The sequence below is a fragment of the Streptomyces zhaozhouensis genome (assembly GCF_900230195.1).
Classification (GTDB): Bacteria; Actinomycetota; Actinomycetes; order Streptomycetales; family Streptomycetaceae; genus Streptomyces; species Streptomyces zhaozhouensis.
In genome coordinates, this window is sequence record NZ_OCNE01000001.1 from 271,069 (window position 1) to 293,590 (window position 22,522).

The window sequence follows — 22,522 nt, forward strand, 5'->3', positions numbered from 1 at the left end:
CCGGCATCGCGGCCCAACGAGCGGGCCGGGCCAGCGGCCCCGGCCAAGGAGGGTGGTACCGCGGGAGCGCGTGCTCTCGTCCCTCCGGACGGAGAACGCCATGTCCCGCCGGAGGACGGTCCGATGACGCAGTACCGCCATGTACCACCCCAGGTCGAGCTGCCGGCCCTGGAGCACGAGATCCTGTCGCTGTGGGAGCGGGAGAAGACCTTCGACCGCAGCCTGGAGCAGTCCGAGGGCCGGCCCGAGTGGGTCTTCTACGAGGGCCCGCCCACGGCCAACGGCCGGCCCGGCACCCACCACATCGAGGCCCGGGTCTTCAAGGACGTCTTCCCGCGCTACCGCACCATGCGGGGCTACCACGTGACCCGCAAGGCCGGCTGGGACTGCCACGGCCTGCCGGTCGAGCTGGCCGTGGAGAAGGAGCTGGGCTTCACCGGCAAGCAGGACATCGAGGCGTACGGCATCGCCGAGTTCAACGCCAGGTGCCGCGAGTCGGTCACCCGCCACACCGACGCGTTCGACGAGCTGACCCGCCGCATGGGGTACTGGGTCGACCTCGCGGGCGCCTACCGCACGATGGACCCCGAGTACATCGAGTCGGTCTGGTGGTCGCTGAAGCGGATCTTCGACAAGGGCCTGCTCGTCCAGGACCACCGGGTCGCCCCCTGGTGCCCGCGCTGCGAGACCGGCCTGTCGGACCACGAGCTGGCGCAGGGCTACGAGACGGTCGTGGACCCCTCGGTCTTCGTCCGCTTCCCCCTCACCTCGGGACCGCTGGCGGGCGACGCCTCGCTGCTGGTGTGGACGACGACCCCCTGGACGCTGGTCTCCAACACGGCCGTCGCCGCCCATCCCGAGGTCACCTACGTCGTGGCGACCGACGGCACGGAGCGCCTGGTGGTCGCCGAGCCGCTGGTGGGCCGCGCGCTGGGCGAGGGCTGGGAGCCGACGGGCGAGACGTTCACCGGCGCGGAGATGGAGCGCTGGGACTACCAACGGCCGTTCGAGCTGCTGGACTTCGGGGGCGCGCGGGCGCACTACGTGGTGAACGCGGAGTATGTCACCACCGAGGACGGCACCGGGCTGGTGCACCAGTCCCCCGCGTTCGGCGAGGACGACCTGCTGACCTGCCGCGCCTACGGTCTTCCGGTGCTCAACCCGGTCCGCGCCGACGGGACCTTCGAGGAAGGGCTGGAGCTGGTCGGCGGCCAGTTCTTCAAGAAGGCCGACGAGGCGCTGACCGCCGATCTCGCCGCCCGCGGCCGGCTCTTCGCCCATGTCGCCTACGAGCACAGCTACCCGCACTGCTGGCGCTGCCACACCCCGCTGCTCTACTACGCACAGCCGTCCTGGTACATCCGCACCACCGCCGTGCGCGACCAGCTGCTGCGGGAGAACGAGCGGACCAACTGGTACCCGGAGTCGGTCAAGCACGGCCGCTACGGCGACTGGCTCAACAACAACGTGGACTGGGCGCTCTCCAGGAACCGCTACTGGGGCACCCCGCTGCCCATCTGGCGCTGCGAGGAGGGCCACCTGACCTGCGTCGGCTCGCTCGCCGAGCTGACCGAGCTGACCGGGGCCGACCAGTCCGGGCTCGACCCGCACCGGCCCTACGTGGACGCGGTCACCTTCGGCTGCCCCGAGGACGGCTGCGCGGCGACGGCCACCCGGGTGCCCGAGGTCATCGACGGCTGGTACGACTCCGGCTCCATGCCGTTCGCCCAGTGGGGATACCCGTACCGCAACCGCGAGCAGTTCGAGCGGCACTATCCGGCGCAGTACATCTGCGAGGGCATCGACCAGACGCGCGGCTGGTTCTACACGCTGATGGCCGTCGGCACGCTGGTCTTCGACCGTTCGTCCTACGAGTCGGTGGTCTGCCTCGGGCTGATCCTGGCCGAGGACGGCCGGAAGATGTCCAAGCACCTGGGCAACATCCTGGAGCCCATCCCGCTGATGGAGCAGCACGGCGCCGACGCCGTCCGCTGGTTCATGGCCGCCGGGGGCTCCCCCTGGGCGGCCCGGCGGGTCGGGCACGGCACGATCCAGGAGGTGGTGCGCAAGACGCTGCTCACCTACTGGAACACGGTCGCCTTCCAGGCCCTGTACGCCCGCACCGGCGGCTGGGTCCCCGGGCAGCGGGACCCGGCGCCCGCCGAGCGCCCGCTGCTGGACCGCTGGGTGCTGAGCGAGCTGAACGCGCTGGTCAAGATGGTCACCGAGGCCATGGACGACTTCGACACCCAGCGCGCGGGCAAGCTGGTCTCCACCTTCGTCGACGACCTCTCCAACTGGTACGTCCGCCGCTCGCGCCGCCGCTTCTGGCAGGCCGACCCGGCCGCGCTGCGCACCCTGCACGAGGTGCTGGAGACGGTCACCCGGCTGATGGCGCCGCTGGTCCCGTTCGTCACCGAGCGGGTGTGGCAGGACCTGGTGGTGCCGGTCACCCCGGGCGCGCCCGACTCGGTCCATCTGGCCGGTTGGCCGGAGGCCGACCTGTCGCTGGTGGACGCCGATCTCTCCAGCGACATGCTGCTGGTCCGCAGGCTGGTGGAGCTCGGCCGGGCGACCCGCGCCGAGTCCGGCGTGAAGACCCGCCAGCCGCTGAGCCGCGCGCTGGTCGCCGCCCAGGGCTTCGAGCTGCTCGGCGACGATCTGCGCGAGCAGATCGCCGAGGAGCTGAACGTCCTCACCCTCGGCGGGCTCGCCGAGATGGGCGGCTCGCTGGTGGACACGTCGGCCAAGGCCAACTTCCGCGCGCTCGGCCGCCGTTTCGGCAAGGGCACCCAGCCCGTCGCCCGCGCGATCGCCGAGGCGGACGCCGCGGAGCTCTCGGCGGCGCTGCGCGCCGGCACGGCCACCGTCGAGGTGGACGGTGAACGGGTCACGCTCAGCCCGGACGAGGTCATCATCACCGAGACCCCGCGCGAGGGCTGGGCGGTCGCCTCCGACACGGGGGCCACGGTCGCCCTCGACCTGGAGCTCACCCCGGAGCTGCGCAGGGCCGGGCTGGCCAGGGACGTGATCCGGCTGCTCCAGGAGGCCAGGAAGAACAGCGGTCTTGAGGTCGCCGACCGGATCGCCGTCCGGTGGGCCGCCGAGGACCAGGAGACCGTGCGGGCGCTGACCGACCACCAGGCGCTGGTCTCCAGCGAGGTGCTGGCCGGTGACTTCGCGGAGGGCGACGGCGGGGAGGACTTCCTCGGCCCGTTCGGCGACGAGGCGTTGGGCGCCACCTTCTGGCTCCGCCGTCTCTGACCTGGCGCGAAGACCCCCCGCGAAGGCCCCCGGAGAGACAGCGAAGGGGCGGGGCCCGGACTCAGTGTCCGGGCCCCGCCCCTTCGGTGATCCGACCGTCGAGGACGGAAGGTCAGTTGTCGTCCTCGTCGATCAGGAAGCCCCGCATCGGCGACGGCGCCTGCTGCATCGGCTGCGGACCCTGCGGCCGCACCGGTGCCATCGGCTGGGTCATCGCCGGCGCCATCTGCTGCTGGCCGCCGTACGAGGAGGGGCCGTTCTGGCCGGGGCCGGCGTGGCCGCCGCCGTGCCCGCCGTGACCGCCCATCTGCTGGTTGCCGCCGAGCGACTGGTGGCCGCCGAGGCTGCCTCCGCCGGGACCGCCGGAGGGCGCGCCGGCCGACGCGAGCGACGGCTGGGGCGACGGCGGGAGCGAGGGCGCCGGTGCGGCGGGCGAGCGCGGCGGGGCGAGCGAGTCGTCCGACTGGCTCTCCAACTGCCGCAGCTGGCTCTCCAGGTACGACTTCAGTCGCGTGCGGTACTCGCGCTCGAAGCCGCGCAGGTCCTCGACCTTGCGCTCCAGGGTGGCGCGGGCGGACTCCAGGGAGCCCATCGCGACCCGGTGCTTCTCCTGCGCGTCCCGCTCCAGCGCGTCGGCCTTGGCGCGGGCGTCCCGCTCCAACCCCTCGGCGCGGCTGCGGGCCTCACCGACGATCTTGTTGGCCTCGGAACGCGCCTCGGCGATCGCCTGGTCGGCGGTCTGCTGCGCCAGCGAGAGCACCCGCGCGGCGCTCTCGTTGCCGCCGGCCTGCTGGCCGGGGCCGCCCATGGGTCCGCCGGGACCGCCCATCGGACCGGGACCCCCAGGACCGCCGGGCCCACCGGGACCACCCATCGGACCCGGACCACCGGGACCACCGGGACCACCGGGATGACCCTGCGGGCCACCGGGACCGCCGTGGGCGCCCATCGGCACCGGGGCGCCGGGGTGTTGCTGATGCTGCTGGCCGGGACCGCCCATGGGTCCGCCGGGGCCGCCCATCGGACCGGGCCCCCCAGGACCGCCGGGCCCACCGGGACCACCCATCGGACCCGGACCACCGGGACCACCGGGGTGACCCTGCGGGCCACCGGGACCACCGGGTCCCGCGGGCAGCTGCGGCGGGCCGCCCATCTGCTGCTGCTGTTGACCCGGTCCTGATATGGCCGGCATCTGCCCGCCACCCGGTCGCTCCTGAGGCTCCGGCTTGCGCATGTTCTGCTGGTTCTGCGCGGCGGCCCTGGTCGCCGCGGCCAACTTCGCGCGCAGGTCCTCGTTCTCTCGGAGCAGCCTGGTCAGCTCCGCCTCGACCTCGTCGAGGAAGGCGTCGACCTCGTCCTCGTCGTAGCCCTCTCGCAGACGGACGGTCGTGAACTGCTTGTTCCGCACGTCCTCGGGAGTCAGCGGCATCTCTTCACCTCAACGTAAATCGTCGGCATAGCGGCAAGACCGTACTCGTTCACAGGCTGGCCACGACGTTGATCAGGATGTAGACGATGATCATCAACACGAAGAAGGACAGATCAAGGGCCACACCCCCGAAGCGGAGCTGCGGAAGGACCTTCCGCAGCGTCTTCAGTGGCGGATCTGTGACAGTGTAGGTGGCTTCCAGGGCGACAATCATCGGCTTGCTGCCGGGCGACCAGGATCGCGCGAACAACTGGACCCAGTCCATCACGAGGCGGAAGAGCAACAGCCCGAGGAAGCAGTACAAGGCGATCAACAGCACTTGTTGAACGATGCCCATCCCGCCGGTACCTCTCCCCTGGTCCGTGCCCGGCCCCGTGCCGGGTCACTCGGTCCTGCTCTGCCTGCTGTCAACTCTGGTTGAAGAACCCGCCCTCAGCGATCCGGGCCTTGTCCTCCGCCGTTACATCGACGTTAGCAGGCGACAGCAGGAACACCTTCTGCGTCACTCGCTCGATGCTGCCATGCAGACCGAAGACCAGACCAGCCGCAAAGTCGACAAGTCGCTTCGCGTCGGTGTCGTCCATCTCGGTCAGATTCATGATCACCGGGGTTCCCTCGCGGAAGTGTTCCCCGATGGTACGGGCCTCGTTGTAGGTCCTGGGGTGCAGCGTGGTGATCCGGTACGGCTCCCGCTCCGACACGACCTTGGGCATGATCACGGGCGCGCTCTTCTCCACGTTCTGTCGTTCTGGTGTGATGGAAGACACGGGAGCGATCCTCCCGGGTCGTCTGCTGTCCGTGAGCACGGGCGCGGGCGTCGGCTCCGTCTCCCGTTGGGCCGGAGGGTGGACCACCCGTGCCGGCTCGTCCGCGCGCTCCCTCGCCGGTGGTTCGTGCGCCGGTTGACGCCGGTTGCGCTCCGGCTCCGGCTCGGGCTCGAACTCGTCATCGGGGCCGTACCCCGGGCGGTCGTAGCCGTCGTCCTCCACGAGGCCGAGGTAGACCGCCATCTTGCGCATCGCGCCAGCCATCGCTGCGTCCTCCGCTCTGTGGTGGATCGGCTTCGGCCGGAAGGGCCGGGGAAGATCCACGATAATCTGCGCTAATCTGCCCGAATTCCTCGGGGATGACCATATTTTCGACTCTGGCCCCTCGTTTGGCGACGTTACCCGAGGGCGGGACGGACGCCGAGCACCGCGCTGCCGACGCGTACGTGTGTCGCCCCCGCCGCGATCGCCTCCTCCAGGTCGGCGCTCATACCGGCGGAGACCATGTTCGCAGCAGGATCGGTCGCGCGCAGGTCCCTGGAAATTTCTATCAGTCGGTCAAAGGCCGCCGCCGGGCGTCCCGCGAAGCCTCCGGAGAGCGGAGCGACCGTCATCAGCCCGGCCAGCCGCAGCCCCGGGGCGTCGGCCACCGCGCGGGCCAGCGCCCCGACCTCCGCCGGCGCCGCTCCCCCGCGTCCCTCACCCTCGCCCGACTCCTTTTCCAGAGCCACCTGAATCAGACAGTTCAGCGAGGGGCGCTCCCGCCGACGCACCGCTGCCGAGAGTGCGTTGACCAGCTTTATCCGGTCCACGGAATGCACATAATCCGCATACTCCGCCACCGAACGGGCCTTGTTTGTCTGCAACTGCCCCACAAAGTGCCAGACCAGGGGAAGATCCGCGCAGGACGCCGCCTTCGCGACCGCCTCCTGGTCCCGGTTCTCCGCGAATTCCCGCACACCGAGGCCCGCGAGCAGCCGCACGTCCTCGGCCGGATACGTCTTGCTCACGACCACCAGCCGCACCTCGGACCTGGCGCGCCCCGCGGCCTCGCACGCCGTCCGCACGCGCTCCTCCACCCGGGCGAGGTTGGCGGCCAGCTCGGCGGCGCGCGCCCCCGTCTCCTTCATGGCGCCACCCACACATAGCTGGCCTGCCGGCCGGTGATTGACGCGCGGCGGTAGGAGAAGTGGGCCTCGGACTCCCGGGTGCAGACCTCGGACGAGGAGACGTCGCCCACCCCGGCGTCGGCCAACTGCCGGCGCACCCCCGCGGGGATGTCGATCGCCGGGGTCCCCCAGGAGGTCTCGGCGGCGCTGCCCGGCACCGCCTGGTCCGCCGTCTCGGCCAGCTCGGCCGGCACCTCATAGCAGCGCCCGCAGATCGCGGGCCCGGTGCGGGCCACCACGCGCTCGGGCCGCGCGCCCCACGCGCGCATCGCCTCGACCGTCGCCGGCACCACGCCGGCCAGCAGCCCGGGCCGGCCCGCGTGGGCCGCGCCGGCCACTCCGGCCTCGGGGTCGACCAGCAGCACCGGGACGCAGTCGGCGGTGACCACGGCCAGCGCCACCCCCCGTTCGGCCGTCACCAGGCCGTCGACCCGGGGCGGACCGCCGTCCGCTGACGTTCCGTCCACGACGGCGACCTCGCCGCCGTGCACCTGGCGCATCCAGCGCACCCGGGCCGGGTCAAGGCCCAACTCCCGGGCGGCGGAAGCTCTGTTGGTCGCGACCGCGGCCGGGTCGTCGCCGACGGCGTCGCCGAGGTTGGCGCTCGCACGGGGAGCGGCGCTCACCCCGCCCTCCCTGTCGGTGAAGGCGAAGTGGGCGCCGCTCGCGGTGCTCTCGTGGGTTATCACTTCAGGAAGTCGGGGACATCCAGCTCCTCGGCCTGACCACCCTCGTACGGGCGGGCCGAGGGGACCTGCGGGGAGCTCTTCGGGGTCTCGCGCGCCGGCTCGACCGGGGCGGGCTCGCTGTCGCGCTCGGAGAGCGAGGCCGGCTCGCGGGGCGGCAGGGTGCCGAGGCCGCCGAACGACGGGCGCTCGGGCTCCGGCTCGCTCGGCCGCTCGGAGCCAAGGGAGCCGGACTCCTCCTTGGCGCCGTAGGCGGAGAGGCTCTTGTCGCGGTTGCGCGAGGGCGGCTGGCCGCCGTCGAAGCCGGCCGCGATCACGGTGACCCGGACCTCGTCGCCGAGGGCGTCGTCGATGACGGCGCCGAAGATGATGTTGGCCTCCGGGTGCGCCGCCTCGCTGACCAGCTGGGCCGCCTCGTTGATCTCGAAGAGACCGAGGTCGGAGCCGCCGGAGATGGAGAGCAGCACGCCCCTGGCGCCGTCGATGGAGGCCTCCAGCAGCGGGGAGGAGATCGCCATCTCCGCCGCGGCCACCGCGCGGTCGTCGCCGCGCGCCGAGCCGATGCCCATCAGCGCCGAACCGGCTTCCGACATCACGGACTTGACGTCGGCGAAGTCGAGGTTGATCAGGCCGGGGGTGGTGATCAGGTCGGTGATGCCCTGCACACCGGAGAGAAGGACCTGGTCGGCGGACTTGAAGGCGTCGAGAACGCTCACCTGGCGGTCGGAGATCGACAGCAGACGGTCGTTCGGGATGACGATCAGGGTGTCGACCTCGTCGCGGAGGCTCGCGATGCCGTCCTCGGCCTGGTTGGCCCGCCGCCGCCCCTCGAAGGTGAACGGGCGGGTGACCACGCCGATGGTCAGGGCCCCCAGGGAACGCGCGATGTTCGCCACGACCGGGGCGCCGCCGGTGCCGGTGCCGCCGCCCTCCCCCGCGGTGACGAAGACCATGTCGGCCCCCTTGAGGACCTCCTCGATCTCCTCGCGGTGGTCCTCGGCAGCCTTGCGTCCCACCTCGGGGTTGGCGCCGGCGCCGAGACCCCTGGTCAGTTCGCGGCCGACGTCCAGCTTGACGTCGGCGTCGCTCATCAGCAGCGCCTGCGCATCGGTGTTGATCGCGATGAACTCGACGCCCTTGAGACCGACCTCGATCATCCGGTTGATGGCGTTGACGCCACCGCCGCCGATGCCGACGACCTTGATGACTGCGAGGTAGTTCTGCGGTGCTGCCACGTCGAAGGCCTCTCGCCTCGATTTACGTGTCGCCGCTCCGCGTGGTGCCGCAGTGCGCCGACTGATGCCGATGGGACGGGTGATAAGCCGCCCCTAACCCTAGCGTTCAAGTTTAGGGTTACCTGTGCTTGCCGTTCCTTGGATTCCTAGGAACGGACACTAAGTCGATAAGTGGTGCGCGTTCAACGAACACGCCGAACCTCCTGTTTTTCTTTTCACCCTATGTGATCACGGCCCGGAACCGTCAACCAGGTGTCTGGCCTGCGGTGATGCGTCCCGTTGTCAACCCTGCGTCAACCCCGGGACGCGGCCGGGACGCTGGGCGCGCTGACGTCGAAGTGCCGTGCGTCGGCGGCCGCGTGGAACAGCGTACGCAGCGCCTCCGCCTTGGCGTCGGAGTCCTCCGCGCTGCCCCAGCTGACGGTGCGGTCGCCGGACAACTCCAGCGTGATGGAGTCGAACGAGGCGACCGAGACCACCCGCAGCTCCTCCCGCGCCTCCTCGGGCAGCGCGGCGAGCACCGAGGCGGCCTCGGCGCGCACCCGCTCCTCGCCGAACCGGCGCCAGCTCGGGGTGTCGCGCTCCTCCAGCTCCAGCAGCGGGACGCCCTCCAGCGCCTCCGCGTTCTCCGCGAAGGCCACCCCGTCGTCGTCGACCTCGGCGTAGCCCTCGTCGGTGGCCTCCTGGAGCACCGCCCGCCGCTCGACGACCTTCAGCGAGACGCCGTCCGGCCAGGCCCGCACCACGTCGACGCTGTCCACGCGCGGCAGTTCGGCGCGCAGCCGGCCGCTGACGGCCCCCTTGTCCAGCGAGGCCATCGGGGAACCGACCGGAACGGCGGCGGCCCGGAGGATCTGCTCCTCCGTCAACTTCTCGGGCCCCTCGGACCTGTGCACCGAGACGCGGGAGATCCGCAGCCAGTCCGAGCCGTAGAGCGCCCAGGCACCGAAGCCGCCGACCACCGCGAGCAGCACCGTCCAGGCGACCAGCACCCGGGGCCTGGGCAGCCAGTCCGGGCGCCGGCGGCGCGCCCCCGGCGAGGGCGGGCCGGCATCCGACTGACGGCGTGCCTCGCCGCGTTCGGCGGTCGTCGCTCCGGCCACGCTTCCTCCACTCCCTCGCTCCGCCGGCGGTCGGGCCGCCGGCAACCTGACCGCTACCCCCGGCGGGCCGCGATCGCCTCGTGCACCATGCCGACCAGCAGGTCGTCCGCGTCCCTGCGGCCGAACTCGGCCGCGGCCGTCGACATCGCGTGCAGGCGGCCGGCGTCGGTGAGCACCGGCAGCACGTTGTCCCTGACCCACTCCGGGGTCAGCTCGGCGTCGTCGATCAGCAGTCCTCCGCCGGCCTTGACCACCGGCTGGGCGTTGAGCCGCTGCTCGCCGTTGCCGATGGGCAGCGGCACGTAGGCGGCGGGCAGGCCGACGGCGGAGAGCTCGGCGACGGTCATCGCGCCGGCCCGGCAGAGCATCATGTCGGCGGCGGCGTAGGCCAGATCCATCCGGTCCACGTACGCCAGCGGCACGTACGGCGGCATCCCCGGCATGGTGTCCAGCTGCGGCAGCTCGTTCTTCGGACCCACCGCGTGCAGGACCTGGATCCCGGAGCGCTGGAGCACGGGGACGGCGGAGGCGATCACCTCGTTGAGCCGGCGCGCGCCCTGCGAGCCGCCGGAGACCAGCAGCGTCGGGAGGTTGGCGTCGAGCCCGAAGGCGGCGCGCGCCTCGGCGCGGACCGCCGCGCGGTTGAGCGTGGCGATGGAGCGGCGCAGCGGGATGCCGAGGTAGCGCGCGTGGCGCATCTTGCTGTCCGGCGTGGAGACGGCGACGAAACGGGTGTAGCGGGCGCCGATCCGGTTGGCGAGACCGGGGCGGGCGTTGGCCTCGTGCACCACGATCGGCACGCGCTGCCGCTTGGCGGCGAGATAGCCCGGGAGCGCCACATAGCCGCCGAAGCCGACGACGCAGTCGGCCTTGGTCCGCTCGATGATCTCCTCGGTGGCCTTGATCGTGCCCCGCAACCGGCCGGGGACGGTGATCAGTTCGGGGGTGGGTTTACGCGGCAGCGGCACGGCGGGGATCAGCCCCAGCTCGTAGCCGCGCTCGGGTACCAGACGGGTCTCCAGACCGCGCTCCGTGCCGAGAGCGGTGATGCCCACGGTCGGATCGTGTCTGCGCAGGGCGTCCGCCAGAGCGAGCGCGGGCTCGATGTGGCCGGCGGTCCCTCCGCCAGCGAGGACTACATGCACCGAATTTCACCGCTCTCCGGACGGCGCCGACCTCGCGCGCCGTCTCATCGTCTTCCTTCTCAGCCCGTGTGACCGCGCCGCCAGGGCCGCCTTCGCGGCCGGCTCGCCGCGCGCGAAGGCGATCAGCAGTCCGACCGCGAACATGGTGGGCAGCAGGGCGGAACCCCCGTAGGAGAACAGCGGGAGGGGCACACCGGCGATCGGCAGCAGACCCAGCACCGCACCGATGTTGATCACGGTCTGGGTCATCAGCCACGCGGTCACACCTCCCGCGGCGTACCTCACGAAGGGGTCCTCCGTGCGTCCGGCCACGCGGATACCCGCATAGCCTAGAGCCGCGAAGAGACCGAGGACCGACAGCGTCCCCGCAAGACCCAGCTCCTCCCCGGTGATGGCGAAGATGAAGTCCGTGTGGGGCTCGGGCAGTTCGCCCCATTTCTCCACGCTGGCCCCGAGCCCCGAGCCGAACCAGCCGCCGGAGGCCAGCGCGTAGATCCCGTGCACCGCCTGCCAACAGCGGTCGTCGGGGCCCGGGTCGGTGGCGCCCAGGCAGGCCAGCCGGTCCATCCGGTGCGGGGCGGTCGCCATGAAGAGCGCGAAGAGCGCGGCCGAGACGAACAACACCCCGACGAAGAGCCGGGTGGGCGCCCCGGCCAGCCACAGCAGCGCGAAGAGGATGCCGACGAGGATCATCACGGTGCCCATGTCGCCGCCGACCATCACCAGCCCGCACACCAGCAGCGCGCCGGGGATCAGCGGGATCAGCAGGTGCCGCCACTGGGTGAGCAGCGCCCGCTCCCCCTTGCGGGCCAGCAGGTCGGCGCCCCACAGCAGCAGGCCGAGCTTGCCGAACTCGCTCGGCTGCAGCTGGAACGATCCGCCCACGGCGATCCAGCTGGTCGAGCCGTTGACCTCGACCCCGATGCCGGGCACCTGGACCAGCACCAGCAGCACCACGGCGAAGGCCAGGAAGGGATAGGTGAGCGCGCGCAGCAGCCGCACGGGGATCCGGGAGGCGATCAGCAGCGCCACCGTGCCGAGCAGGGCGGCCAGCAGCTGCTTGCGGAAGTAGAACGTGGCGGGGTGCTGGAAGCGCAGCGCCTGGATCTGGGAGGCGGAGAAGACCATCACCAGGCCGAGCAGGGTGATCAGCGCGGTGGTGCCCAGCAGCACGTAGTAGGCGGTGAGCGGGCGGTCCCAGGCGGTGCGCATCCGTTCGACGAAGCGCGGACGGCGCGGGGGACGCGGACGGCGCGCGGCGGGTGCGCCCCGCGCCGGCCGACGCGGGGGAACGCGCGGGGCGCGCTCGCGCTGGGCGCCGCGCGCCGCCAGGCCGGCGCCCGCGCCGGCGTGCGCGACGGCGCCGGGGACGAAGCTCCCCGGGCCGTGCGCCCTTCGCGCCCTACTCACCTGGACCCCTCCTCCAGCCCGCGACGGCGGTCGCGGGCCGCCGGGGGGCTACTGCTCGTTCTCGTCGCGCTCCGTGGACAGCCGACGCACCGCCTCGGCGAAGGCGTCGCCGCGGACGGAGTAGTTGGTGAACATGTCCATCGACGCGCAGGCCGGCGCCAGCAGGACGGTGTCCCCCGGGCCGGCCAGGCCGGCGGCGGCACGGACCGCCGCCGCCATCGCCCCAGTGTCGGTCCGTGCGAGGTCCACGACCGGCACATCCGGTGCGTGTCGCGCCAACGCCTCGGCGATCAGGGCCCGGTCACGGCCGATCAGGACCACGCCGCGCAGCCGCCCGGCCGCGCCCAGGACCAGCTCGTCGAACGTGGCGCCCTTGGCCAGCCCGCCGGCGAGCCACACCACCGAGGGGTAGGCCCCCAGCGAGGCGGCGGCCGCGTGGGTGTTGGTGGCCTTGGAGTCGTCGACGTACTCCACCCCGGCGACATTCCGCACGGTGCTGATGCGGTGCGCGTCCGGCGTGAAGGCGCGCAGCCCGGCGCGGACGGCGTCCGGACGCACGCCGTAGGCGCGGGCCAGGGCGGCGGCGGCGAGCGCGTTGGCCACGTTGTGCGGGGCCGGCGGGTCGACGTCGGCCACCTCCGCCAGCTCCTCCGCCACGTCGCGGCGGCCGGCGAACGCCCGGTCCACCAGCAGGCCCTCCACCACGCCGAGTTGGCCGGGGGCGGGCGCGCCGGTCGTGAAACCGACGGCCCGGCACCCCTCGACCACGTCGGCCGCCCGCACCAGCTCCTCGGTGGCGGGGTCGCCCACGTTGTAGACGCAGGCGACCTCGTTGCCCTCGTAGATCCGGCCCTTGTCCGCGGTGTAGGCGGCCATCGAGCCGTGCCAGTCGAGGTGGTCGGGGGCGAGGTTGAGCACCGCCGCGGAGTGGGCCCGCAGCGAGGGGGCCCAGTGCAGCTGGTAGCTGGAGAGCTCGACGGCGAGGACGTCGTGCGGCTCCTCGGCGAGGACGACCTCCAGCAGCGGGGTGCCGATGTTACCCACGGCGGCGGTGCGCAGTCCGGCCGCCGTGAGGATCGACGCCAGCATCCCGGTGGTGGTCGTCTTGCCGTTGGTGCCGGTGACCGCGAGCCAGGGGGCCGCGTTCCGGCCGCGCAGCCGCCAGGCCAGCTCGACGTCGCCCCAGACCTCGACGCCGGCCTCGGCGGCCGCCGCGAAGAGCGGGTGCTCCGGCGGCCAGCCGGGCGAGGTGACGACCAGTTCGGTGCCCTCGGGCAGGGTGTCGGCCTCGCCCAGCAGGACGCGCACGCCGGCCGCCGTCAGCCGCTCGGCCTCGCCGCGCTGCCGCTCGCCGCTGCCGCCGTCGACGAGGGTGACCTCGGCGCCGAGCCGCAGCAGCGCGCGGGCCGCGCTGGTGCCGCTGACGCCCAGTCCCGCGACGGTGACCCGTCGGCCGGCGAACTCGCTTCCGGTCACCAGTCAGCCACCCACGTTCCGTAGAAGATCCCGATGCCGACGATCACGCACATGCCCTGGATGATCCAGAACCTGACGACCACCAGCACCTCGCTCCAGCCCTTGAGCTCGAAGTGGTGCTGGAGGGGCGCCATCTTGAAGACGCGTCTGCCGGTGAGCTTGAAGGAGCCGACCTGGATGACCACCGACATGGTGATCAGGACGAAGAGGCCGCCGAGGACGGCGAGCAGCAGCTCGGTGCGGGAGACGATGGCCAGGCCGGCCAGGGCGCCGCCCAGCGCCAGCGAGCCGGTGTCGCCCATGAAGATCTTCGCCGGTGAGGTGTTCCACCACAGGAAGCCGAAGAGGGCGCCCATCAGGGCGGCGGCGACCACCGCGCCGTCGAGCGGGTCGCGCACCTCGTAGCAGGTGGCGCTCGCGGTGGCCATCTCCGAGCAGGTCTGACCGTACTGCCAGACGCCGATGAAGACGTAGGCGCCGAAGACCATCACGGCGGCGCCGGTGGCCAGGCCGTCCAGGCCGTCGGTGAGGTTCACGCCGTTGGACATGGCCAGGATCATGAACAGCGCCCAGAGGACGAAGAGCACCGGGCCGATCGACCAGCCGAAGTCCTGGGTGAACGAGAGGTGTGTGGAGGCCGGGGTCAGTTCGCGGGCGTCCTCGAAGTTGAGCGAGAGGATGGCGAACGTCACGCCCACGATGAACTGGCCCAGCATCTTGGCGCCCGCCCGCAGGCCCAGGCTGCGCCTGCGGACGATCTTGATGTAGTCGTCCAGGAAGCCGACCAGGCCCATGCCGGCCATCAGGAAGAGGACCAGCACGCCGGAGTAGCTCGGCGGCTCGCCCGTGATGACCTTGGTCACCCCGTAGGCGATCAGGGTGGCGAGGATGAACGCGATGCCGCCCATGGTCGGGGTGCCACGCTTGGAGTGGTGGTCCCGAGGCCCGTCGTCCCTGATGTACTGGCCGTAGCCGCGACGGGCGAGCAGCTTGATCAGCAGCGGGGTGCCGACCAGGGTCAGGAAGAGCCCGATGGCTCCGGAGAAGAGGATCTGCCTCATCGGGCGGCGACCTCACCATCGGCGTCGGCCGCGAGCCGCAGGGCCACCTGTTCCAGGCCCACCGCCCTGGACGCCTTCACCAGGACCACGTCCCCCGGTCGCAACTGACCGCGCAGCAGCTCGACGGCTGCCTGTGCGTCGGACACACGCACCGACTCCTCACCCCACGAACCCTCGTTCTTGGCGCCCATGTCCAACCAGGCGGCCTCCTGACCGCCCACGGACACAAGCCTGTTGACGTTGAGTCGGACGGCCAGCCGTCCGACGGCGTCGTGCTCGGCGAACGCGTCGTCGCCGAGCTCGGCCATCTCGCCGAGCACCGCCCACGTGCGCCCGCCCCCGGGGCGGGCCGCACCCATGTGGACCAGCGTGCGCAGCGCGGCGCGCATGGAGTCGGGGTTGGCGTTGTAGGCGTCGTTGACGATCACCACGCCGTCCGCTCGCTCGGTGACCTCCATCCGCCACTTCGAGAGCGGGCCCGCCTCGGCCAGGGTTTGCGCGATGGCCGAGGCGGACATGCCTACCTCATGCGCTACGGCCGCCGCGGCAAGCGCGTTCGACACATGGTGCTCACCGTACAACCGCATCGTCACATCGGCGCACCCGGTGGGGGTTACGAGCGTGAACGCCGGACGGCCGTCGGGCGTCAGGCGCGCGTTCTCGGCGCGCACCCCGGCGTCCTCGGCCTCGCCGAAGAGCAGCACCCGCGCCCGGGTGCGCGCGCTCATCGCGCGGACCAGCGGGTCGTCGGCGTTGAGCACGGCCACGCCGCCCTCGTCGGCCGGCGGCAGCGACTCGACCAGCTCGCCCTTGGCGCGGGCGATGGTCTCGCGGCTGCCGAACTCGCCGATGTGCGCGGTGCCGACGTTGAGCACGGCGCCGATCCGGGGCGGGGTCAGCTCGGTGAGGGCCCGGATGTGGCCGACGCCCCTGGCGCCCATCTCCAGCACCAGGTGACGGGTCGACTCGTCGGCGGCCAGCACGGTCAGCGGCAGGCCGATCTCGTTGTTGTACGAGCCGGGCGTCCAGACCGTGGGCCCCGTCGTGCGCAGCAGTTGGGCGATCAGGTCCTTGGTGCTGGTCTTGCCGGCGGAGCCGGTGAGGGCGACCACCGTGGGGCGCGCCTCGCGCACCAGGTGCGCGGCCAGCGCGCTGAGCGCGGCGACCACGTCGTCCACCACCACGGCCGGCACGCCGACCGGCCGGCCGGCGAGCACCAGCGCGGCGCCGTCGGCGACGGCTCCGGCGGCGTAGTCGTGCCCGTCCACCCGCTCGCCTGGCAGCGCGGCGAAGAGCGATCCCGACTCGACCTTCCGGGAGTCGATGACCACGGGCCCGGTGACGCGCGGCGGATCGGGAGGTATGTCGTGCGGTACTCCCCGCACGACCGTCGTGAGCTGATCAACGGATAGGGGGATCACTTCAGCGGGCCTCGCCTGGCGTCGGGTGGTCGGTCGGGGGACGGGATCGGTCGTCGGGGTGCGGCCGGGCGCCCGGCGCCTGGGCGCGTTCGATGGCGGAGCGCAGCTCGACACGGTCGTCGAACGGGCGGATCACGCCGGCGATGTCCTGGCCCTGCTCGTGGCCCTTGCCGGCGACCACCACGGTGTCGCCGGCCTCGGCGCGGGCCACGGCGACGGCGATGGCCGCGGCGCGGTCCTCCTCGACGAGGACGGTGCCGCGCTCGTGGACCGGCACCTCGGCGGCGCCGGCCAGCATCGCGGCCAGGATGGCCAACGGGTCCTCGGAGCGCGGGTTGTCCGAGGTCAGGACGGCGGTGTCGGCCAGCCGCGCGAGGGCGGCGCCCATCGCGGCGCGCTTGTGCGGGTCCCGGTCGCCGCCGCAGCCGAGCACGGCGTGCAGCCGGCCGTCGGTGACCTTGCGCAGCGCCTGGAGCACGGACTCCACGGCGGCGGGCTTGTGGGCGTAGTCGACGACGGCGAGATAGGGCTGGTCGGCGCGGACGCGCTCCAGCCGGCCCGGGACGCCGGGGACGGCGCCCACGCCGCGCGCGGCGGTCTCGGGATCGACGCCGGCGGCTTCCAGGGCGACGACGGCGGCCAGCGCGTTGGAGACGTTGAACGGACCCGGCAGCGGCGCGCTGGCGCGCAGCGTGAGCCCGCCGGGGCCCAGCACGGTGAACGTGGAGCCCAGCGGGCCGAGTTCGACGTCGTCGGCGCGCCAGTCGGCGTCCGGGTGGCCCTCGGCCGAGTAGGTGGTGACCGGCACGCCGGCCTCGGCGGCCAGCCGGCGGCCCCACTCGTCGTCGATGTTGACGACGGCGGCCCGGGACCTGGCCTTGGTGAACAGCTGCGCCTTGGCCCTGAAGTAGTCCTCCATGTCGAGGTGGAAGTCCAGGTGCTCGGGGCTGAGGTTGGTGAAGACCGCGATGTCGAAGACGCAGCCGTCGACGCGGCCCATGGTCAGCGCGTGGCTGGAGACCTCCATGGCCACCGAGGCGACGCCGCGCTCCCGCATCACGGCGAACAGCGCCTGGAGGTCGGTGGCCTCCGGGGTGGTGTGGGTGGACTTCACCCGTTCGTCGCCGATGCGGGTCTCGACGGTGCCGATGAGCCCCGTCGGCTCGCCGTCCTTGGCCGCCTCGCGCAGCCCGCCCTCGATCAGGTAGGCGGTGGTGGTCTTGCCCGCCGTTCCGGTGACGCCGATCTGGAGCAGGTCGGCGCCCGGCTCGTGGTAGATCGCGGCGGCCAGCGCGCCGATCGCGGCGCGCGGGTCGGCGACGGTGATCACCGGCAGCCCGGTGGCCTCGGCGCGCCCGGCGCCGCCGGGGTCGGTGAGCACGGCGACGGCGCCCAGGCTCGCGGCCTGGGCGGCGAAGTCGGCGCCGTGGAAGCGCGCCCCTGGCAGCGCGGCGTAGATGTCGCCGGGAAGCACCGCACGCGAGTCGTGGGTGATTCCGGTGACCGAGGGGCCTTCGGGGATCTCGGTGCCCAGCGGCCCGGCCAGGGCGGCCAGCGGCACCGGCCGCAGCTGCCGGGGACGGGGGGCCGCCGGTGAGTGATCAGCTTGTGCCACGGCGGTGAGCGTACCGGGCGGGCCGGGGGTGGAGCGAAACGAGGTGGACCGGTCGGTGGTGGTTCTCACGTGCCTGTGCTCCGCTTTCTTCGGTTCTCTCGCCGAGCGTGTCCTCGGGGCGCGCTCTCGGGGGTGGGATGGTGCGACCGCCCGCGCCGCGCGACGGCGGTGGTCGTCGCGGTCGGTCGGCCGCCACGCGGCTCGTCGGGGGGCGGGCCCCGCTACTCGTCCGGGTCGAAGGAGACGGGCAGTCCCCCGAACTCGGTTCCGGTGGGGGGCACCTGGAGCGCCCCCAGGGCGAACGCCATCACCTCGTTGAAGACGGGCCCGCAGACCTCGCTGCCGGTGTAGGCGCCCTCGGTCGGGTTCTGGACGGCGCAGTAGACCGTGACCCGCGGCTCGTCGGCGGGGGCGAAGCCGGCGAACGAGGAGGTGTAGCCGGAGTAGGCGCCGGTCTCCGGGTCCACCCGGTTGGAGGTACCGGTCTTGCCCGCGACCCGGTATCCGGGGATGCGGGCCGCGGCCCCGGTGCCGTCCTCGCTGGCGACCACGGTCTCCAGCATCTCGCCGAGCTCGGCGGCGGTCTCCTCGCTGACCACGCGGGTCCGCTCGGGCTCGGTCGCCGCCTCGAACTGGCCGTCCGGGCCGCGCCAGCCGCGCACCAGGGTGGGGTCGATCCGCTCGCCGCCGTTGGCGACGGTGGAGTACACGGAGGCGGCCTGGACGGCGTTGATCGACAGGCCCTGTCCGAACGGGATCGTGTACTGCTGCGAGGCGTTCCAGTCACCGGAGGGCGCCAGGATGCCGGCGGTCTCGCCGGGGAAGCCGAGCCCGGTGGGGCGGCCGAAGCCGAAGGCGTCCAGGTAGGAGTGGAGCGCCTCGTTGGCCTCGGGCTGGCTCTCGCCCAGCTGTTCCGCGGCGAGGATGGTGCCGATGTTGCTGGAGTGGGCGAGCACGCCGGCCAGGGTGAGGTAGAGGGTCTCGTGCTCCTCGTGGTCGGCGAAGTTCCGGTCGGCCCTGGGGAGGCGGTTGGGGACCGTGACGTGCGTGTCGGTGTCGGCGGCCTCCTCCTCCAGCACGGCGGCCATGGTGATGAGCTTGCTGGTCGAGCCCGGCTCGAAGGCGTCCTGGAGCGCCGGGTTGCCCAGCGCGTCGGGGTCGGCGGAGGCGACGTCGTTGGGGTCGTAGCCGGGGGCGTTGGCCAGCGCGAGGATCTCCCCGGTGGTGGTGTCCTGGACGACCACGTAGCCGCCGTCGGCGTCGGACTTCTCGACCTGCTCGCTGATCGCGTCCTGGGCCGCCCACTGGATGTCCCGGTCGAGGGTCAGCTCCATGTCGGAGCCGGGGACGGGAGGTTGCTCGCGTTCGCCCGCGGTGGGGACCCGTCGGCCGCCGGACTGCGCGTAGGTGATGGTGCCGTCCTCGCCGGACAGCTCCTCGTCGAGCTGGGCCTCCAGGCCGCCGGCGCCCTCGCCCTCGCTGTTGACGAAGCCGAGCACGGCGGCCGCCAGGTCCCGGTTGGGGTAGACGCGCTTGGCGGTCTCGGTGGCGAAGACGCCGGAGAGCACCTGGTCGCCGGTGCCCTTGCTGGCCTGCTCGGCGAGGGTGCCGCGCAGGTCGCGGATCTGGCGCCAGGTCTGCGGGGTCTGGGCCCTGGCGAGCACCACGTAGCGGTTCTCCGGGTCGTCGAGCAACGCGGCCAGCTCCGCCTCCTCGCGGCCGAGGATCGGCGCCAGCAGCGCGGCGGCCTGCTGGGGCGCGTCGGGGACGCCGGACTCCTCCTCGCTGAACAGCAGCGGGTCCGCGGTGATGTCGTAGGCGTCGACCGTGGTGGCCAGCGCGGTGCCGGAACGGTCGGTGATGTCGCCGCGCTCCGCGGTCAACGGCACCGTCACATAGCGGTTGACCGCGGCCTTCTCCGTGTAGGAGGCGGCGCCGACGGCCTGCACCTGGACGAGGCGGACCGTGAAGGCCAGCATCACCAGCGTCAGGCCGACGCCGATCAGGCGCAGTCGCGGGCGGTGGCTGGCCAGCCGCAGCGCGCCGGCCTGGTCGCGCTCCGCGCGGCCGCCGCGGGGGCGGGGGGGCCGGGGGGAACTCATGGCGTCTCCGCTCCGCCGGGCGCCGCCCCGCCGGGCGCGCTGCCCGGCGCCGGGGTGGGGGCGGTGCCGGCCGGTCGGTGGTCGGTCACGGGGTCTGCGCTCCCTCGGCCGGGGGGAGCACGGGCTCGACCTCGGGGTCCCGCGTCCCGGCGGGGGCCTCGGGAGTCCCCGCCCCGACTCCGGGGTCGGGCGGGGGCGTCTCGGAGGGCTCGGCGCGCGGGTCGGCTACGCCGCCCTGGGGAACGACCTCGGTCGGCAGCTCCTGCGGCTCGCTCTCCCCGGACCCGCCGTCCTCGCCGTCCCCCGGGGCGTCGTCGTCCCCTGGCTCGGGCGGCGCCGGCGGTTCCGGGGCGGGGGTCGGCGACGCGTCGCCGAGCAGCGCGCCGTCCTCGCCGAGGAAGGCGGGCGGCCCGGCCGGCACCAGGCCCAGCTCCTCGGCGCGCTCGGCGAGCGCGCCGGGCGCCGAGTAGGCGTCGACCTCGGCCTGGAGGCGCTGCTGCTCGTCGGTCAGCTCCTGGGTCTCCCGGCGCAGCTCGCTCAGTTCGAAGGAGCCCTGGTTGAGCGACGCGTTGAGGATCAGCAGCGTCACCATGCCGGTGCCGAGCAGCACGACCACCAGCAGCACGAACGGGGTGCGGGCGGCCGTCGTGCCGCGCGCGGGCACCAGGCCGCCCAGCCGGTTCAGCCGGGTGAGCCCGGTGAGGGTGGTGAAGCGGTCGCGGTGGCTCACGCGCCCTCCCGTACGCGCTCGGCGGCGCGCAGTCGGGCGGGGGCGGCCCTGCGGTTGTCGGCGACCTCCCGCTCGGACGGCTGCTCGGCGCCCCGGGTGAGCAACCGGAGCCGGGGCTGGTACCGCTCGGGAACGACCGGGAGTTCGGCCGGCGCGGTGTGGGCGGCGCCCCGGGCGAGCACCCGCTTGACCAGGCGGTCCTCCAGCGAGTGGTAGGAGAGGACGGCGATCCGCCCGCCCAGGGCCAGGGCGTCGACGGCGGCCGGCAGCGCCCGTTCCAGAACGGCGAGTTCGCCGTTGACCTCGATGCGCAGGGCCTGGAAGGTGCGCTTGGCGGGGTTGCCGCCGGTGCGCTTGGCGGCCTGCGGAAGGGCGTCCCTGATGAGGGTGACCAGCTCTGCGCTGCCGGTCAGCGGCGCGGTGGCGCGGCGGCGCACGACGGCCTCGACGATGCGGCGGGCGAAGCGCTCCTCGCCGTAGGCCCGCAGCACGCGCACCAGCTCACCCGGCGGGTAGGTGTTGAGCACGTCGGCGGCGCTGGGCCCGGAGTCCTGGTCCATCCGCATGTCGAGCGGGGCGTCCCTGGCGTAGGCGAAGCCGCGCTCCTCCTCGTCCAGCTGCATCGAGGAGACGCCCAGGTCGAACAGGACGCCGGCCACCCTCGGGGTGCCCAGCCCGGCCAGCACGTCGGGGAGTTCGTCGTAGACGGCGGGCACCAGGGTGGCGCGCTCGCCGAAGCGGGCCAGCCGTTCGCCCGCCAGCCGCAGCGCCGCGCGGTCCCGGTCCAGGCCGACCAGCCGTACCTCGGGGAACGCGGTCAGCAGCGCCTCGCTGTGTCCGCCGAGCCCGAGCGTGCAGTCCACGACCACGGCACCCGGTGCCTCCAGCGCCGGACCCAGCAGCTCCACGCAGCGCTGGAGCATCACGGGGCGGTGCCGGACTTCCGGCGAACGGTCGTTGCTGGTCGTCATGCGCCTTCCGGGGAACCTTCGAGGGCCTTCGGCGGGGATTCGGAGAGGGTCGAAGGAGGACGTGCCGCCCGGGGGCGGGGTCGGCGCCCCTGGGGCGCGCCTCTCCGTGCGCGTCACACTAGCCCACCTGCGTGCGCGGTCAATCACTGAGGTTGCTCGGGCCCGGCGTTTCGGCGCAACCGGGGAGCGCGGGGGCGCCGCCCGGGCGAACGGCGGGGCGGGCGCGCGCCGTCGGGCGCGCCGTGGCCCGCGTTGTGAGCCGCGTCACCCGCATCCCCGCCATCCGGCGGCCCGGCGCGTACTACCGTCACGGCTATGCCTAATTCGGTCACAGACGAGCTGGTCAGCGCCAACCACCGGTACGCCGAGGACTTCACCGACCCGGGTATGAACGCCCGCCCCGTACGCGGCGTGGCCATCGTGGCCTGCATGGACGCGCGGCTCGACCTGCACGCGGCGCTCGGCCTCGAACTGGGCGACTGCCACACGATCCGCAACGCGGGCGGAGTGGTCACCGACGACATCATCCGCTCCCTGACGATCAGTCAGCGCGCGCTCGGCACCCGTTCCGTGGTGCTGATCCACCACACCAACTGCGGCCTGGAGCAGCTCACCGAGGGGTTCAGGGACGAGCTGGAGAACGAGGTCGGGCAGAAGCCCAGCTGGGCCGTCGAGTCGTTCACGGACGTGGACCGGGACGTGCGCCAGTCCATGGCCCGTGTGCGCACATCGCCGTTTCTCCTCCACACTGATGACGTACGCGGCTTCGTGTTCGATGTGACAAGCGGTCTGCTCAGGGAGATCGCCGCGTCCGAGGGCCAGGGCTGAGGTCGCGGCGCGCGCCCCGCGCATGGCGTCGGGCGCGCGCCGTGTACCGCGCCCCGTCCCGGACGGGGGCTCTTCGAGGTCCGATCGAGAGGCGTCGGGCCGGGCCGAAG

18 protein-coding genes are annotated in these 22,522 nt (G+C 73.0%); 2 read left to right on the forward strand and 16 right to left on the reverse strand.

The features are described from left to right. Positions 1–123: 123 nt before the first annotated feature. Positions 124–3,264: an isoleucine--tRNA ligase gene (gene ileS, locus CRP51_RS01280; protein ID WP_097229027.1), complete on the forward strand. Its 3,141-nt coding sequence runs from the start codon at positions 124–126 to the stop codon at positions 3,262–3,264. Positions 3,265–3,376: 112 nt separating this feature from the next. On the opposite strand, the gene CRP51_RS01285 is transcribed toward ileS, so the two are convergent. The 16 genes from CRP51_RS01285 to rsmH form a co-directional block, all read right to left on the reverse strand. Continuing rightward, entirely contained in the window at positions 3,377–4,693 is a 1,317-nt protein-coding gene (locus CRP51_RS01285; protein WP_097229028.1) for a DivIVA domain-containing protein, read from the reverse strand. A 49-nt stretch (positions 4,694–4,742) separates the two neighbouring features. Then, a complete protein-coding gene (locus CRP51_RS01290) occupies positions 4,743–5,030 on the reverse strand; it encodes a YggT family protein (RefSeq protein ID WP_097229029.1) in 288 nt (95 codons plus the stop codon). A gap of 70 nt (positions 5,031–5,100) precedes the next feature. Continuing rightward, a complete protein-coding gene (locus CRP51_RS01295; RefSeq protein WP_097229030.1) occupies positions 5,101–5,724 on the reverse strand; it encodes a cell division protein SepF in 624 nt (207 codons plus the stop codon). Positions 5,725–5,858: 134 nt separating this feature from the next. Continuing rightward, positions 5,859–6,590 carry a YggS family pyridoxal phosphate-dependent enzyme gene (locus CRP51_RS01300; RefSeq protein WP_097229031.1) on the reverse strand — a complete coding sequence of 244 codons (732 nt, stop codon included), beginning with the start codon at positions 6,588–6,590 and terminating at the stop codon, positions 5,859–5,861. Beyond that, positions 6,587–7,318, reverse strand: a complete 732-nt coding sequence (pgeF, locus tag CRP51_RS01305) for a peptidoglycan editing factor PgeF (protein WP_097229032.1) — start codon at positions 7,316–7,318, stop codon at positions 6,587–6,589. Before pgeF ends, CRP51_RS01300 begins: the two co-directional genes overlap by 4 nt. Then, positions 7,315–8,550, reverse strand: coding sequence for a cell division protein FtsZ (gene ftsZ / locus CRP51_RS01310; RefSeq protein WP_097229033.1), 1,236 nt, complete (start codon positions 8,548–8,550; stop codon positions 7,315–7,317). The genes pgeF and ftsZ overlap by 4 nt, the downstream gene beginning before the upstream one ends. 293 nt (positions 8,551–8,843) lie before the next feature. Continuing rightward, positions 8,844–9,653, reverse strand: a complete 810-nt coding sequence (locus CRP51_RS01315; RefSeq protein ID WP_097229034.1) for a cell division protein FtsQ/DivIB — start codon at positions 9,651–9,653, stop codon at positions 8,844–8,846. A 53-nt stretch (positions 9,654–9,706) separates the two neighbouring features. Beyond that, positions 9,707–10,798, reverse strand: coding sequence for an undecaprenyldiphospho-muramoylpentapeptide beta-N-acetylglucosaminyltransferase (gene murG, locus CRP51_RS01320; RefSeq protein WP_097229035.1), 1,092 nt, complete (start codon positions 10,796–10,798; stop codon positions 9,707–9,709). A gap of 6 nt (positions 10,799–10,804) precedes the next feature. Next, complete coding sequence (gene ftsW, locus CRP51_RS01325) at positions 10,805–12,130, reverse strand: putative lipid II flippase FtsW (protein WP_245880335.1); 1,326 nt, start codon at positions 12,128–12,130, stop codon at positions 10,805–10,807. Between the two features lie 126 nt (positions 12,131–12,256). Further along, positions 12,257–13,684, reverse strand: a complete 1,428-nt coding sequence (murD, locus tag CRP51_RS01330) for a UDP-N-acetylmuramoyl-L-alanine--D-glutamate ligase (protein WP_097229036.1) — start codon at positions 13,682–13,684, stop codon at positions 12,257–12,259. After that, complete coding sequence (gene mraY, locus CRP51_RS01335) at positions 13,681–14,745, reverse strand: phospho-N-acetylmuramoyl-pentapeptide-transferase (protein ID WP_097229037.1); 1,065 nt, start codon at positions 14,743–14,745, stop codon at positions 13,681–13,683. Before mraY ends, murD begins: the two co-directional genes overlap by 4 nt. Further along, the gene (locus tag CRP51_RS01340; protein WP_097229038.1) at positions 14,742–16,166 is read right to left on the reverse strand and encodes a UDP-N-acetylmuramoyl-tripeptide--D-alanyl-D-alanine ligase; all 1,425 of its coding nucleotides are present in this window, start codon (positions 16,164–16,166) and stop codon (positions 14,742–14,744) included. Before CRP51_RS01340 ends, mraY begins: the two co-directional genes overlap by 4 nt. A gap of 1 nt (position 16,167) precedes the next feature. Next, positions 16,168–17,781 (reverse strand): UDP-N-acetylmuramoyl-L-alanyl-D-glutamate--2,6-diaminopimelate ligase, encoded by a 1,614-nt coding sequence (locus CRP51_RS01345; RefSeq protein ID WP_245880296.1) that lies wholly within the window; start codon positions 17,779–17,781, stop codon positions 16,168–16,170. A 221-nt stretch (positions 17,782–18,002) separates the two neighbouring features. After that, on the reverse strand, positions 18,003–19,883 hold the full coding sequence (locus CRP51_RS01350; RefSeq protein ID WP_097229040.1) for a peptidoglycan D,D-transpeptidase FtsI family protein: 1,881 nt from the start codon (positions 19,881–19,883) through the stop codon (positions 18,003–18,005). An 85-nt stretch (positions 19,884–19,968) separates the two neighbouring features. After that, positions 19,969–20,613: a cell division protein FtsL gene (ftsL, locus tag CRP51_RS29085; RefSeq protein WP_212615802.1), complete on the reverse strand. Its 645-nt coding sequence runs from the start codon at positions 20,611–20,613 to the stop codon at positions 19,969–19,971. Beyond that, positions 20,610–21,584, reverse strand: a complete 975-nt coding sequence (rsmH, locus tag CRP51_RS01360) for a 16S rRNA (cytosine(1402)-N(4))-methyltransferase RsmH (protein ID WP_097229041.1) — start codon at positions 21,582–21,584, stop codon at positions 20,610–20,612. The genes ftsL and rsmH overlap by 4 nt, the downstream gene beginning before the upstream one ends. Before the next feature lie 315 nt (positions 21,585–21,899). Here rsmH and CRP51_RS01365 point away from each other — a divergent pair, with 315 nt between their 5' ends. After that, a complete protein-coding gene (locus CRP51_RS01365; RefSeq protein WP_097229042.1) occupies positions 21,900–22,412 on the forward strand; it encodes a beta-class carbonic anhydrase in 513 nt (170 codons plus the stop codon). Positions 22,413–22,522 lie beyond the last annotated feature (110 nt).

Coding starts and splice junctions, on each gene's coding strand:
- ileS (WP_097229027.1), top strand. CDS start 124: ATGACGCAGTACCGCCATGTACCACCCCAGGTCGAGCTGCCGGCCCTG.
- CRP51_RS01285 (WP_097229028.1), bottom strand. CDS start 4,693: ATGCCGCTGACTCCCGAGGACGTGCGGAACAAGCAGTTCACGACCGTC.
- CRP51_RS01290 (WP_097229029.1), bottom strand. CDS start 5,030: ATGGGCATCGTTCAACAAGTGCTGTTGATCGCCTTGTACTGCTTCCTC.
- CRP51_RS01295 (WP_097229030.1), bottom strand. CDS start 5,724: ATGGCTGGCGCGATGCGCAAGATGGCGGTCTACCTCGGCCTCGTGGAG.
- CRP51_RS01300 (WP_097229031.1), bottom strand. CDS start 6,590: ATGAAGGAGACGGGGGCGCGCGCCGCCGAGCTGGCCGCCAACCTCGCC.
- mraY (WP_097229037.1), bottom strand. CDS start 14,745: ATGAGGCAGATCCTCTTCTCCGGAGCCATCGGGCTCTTCCTGACCCTG.
- CRP51_RS01350 (WP_097229040.1), bottom strand. CDS start 19,883: ATGAGTTCCCCCCGGCCCCCCCGCCCCCGCGGCGGCCGCGCGGAGCGC.
- rsmH (WP_097229041.1), bottom strand. CDS start 21,584: ATGACGACCAGCAACGACCGTTCGCCGGAAGTCCGGCACCGCCCCGTG.
- CRP51_RS01365 (WP_097229042.1), top strand. CDS start 21,900: ATGCCTAATTCGGTCACAGACGAGCTGGTCAGCGCCAACCACCGGTAC.